Below are 368 nucleotides of genomic sequence, written 5' to 3' on the forward strand. Positions count from 1 at the left end.
GGGTAAGGTAAATTATATATTTGCTATGACATCATTACAGCCAGTTGATGAAGCTGGGGTAAGGTAAATTATATATTTGCTATGACATCATTACAGCCAGTTGATGAAGCTGTGCAAATGATAAAGGATTATTATGTATATTTAATTATATTTGTTTTGATTTTAATCGTTTTGATATCGTTCTATTATTCAAATAAAATCGCCAAAGACGATACCTATTACTACAAAGGATGAAATAGGTGCTTTAGTTTAGATTTCTCAGAGACGATACCTATTACTACAAAGGATGAAATAGGTGCTTTATCACAAAATATTAATACACTTTCTAAAGCTTTGCATTCATATATTAATCAATTGCAGCAAGATAT

General features: G+C 29.3%; 1 pseudogene. It reads left to right on the forward strand.

Annotated elements, in window-relative coordinates:
* Nucleotides 1-57: 57 nt before the first annotated feature.
* Nucleotides 58-368, forward strand: a pseudogene (locus AC1DJR_RS34085) (HAMP domain-containing protein); the annotation flags it as partial.

This window comes from Bacillus sp. 05T31, from assembly GCF_056396725.1.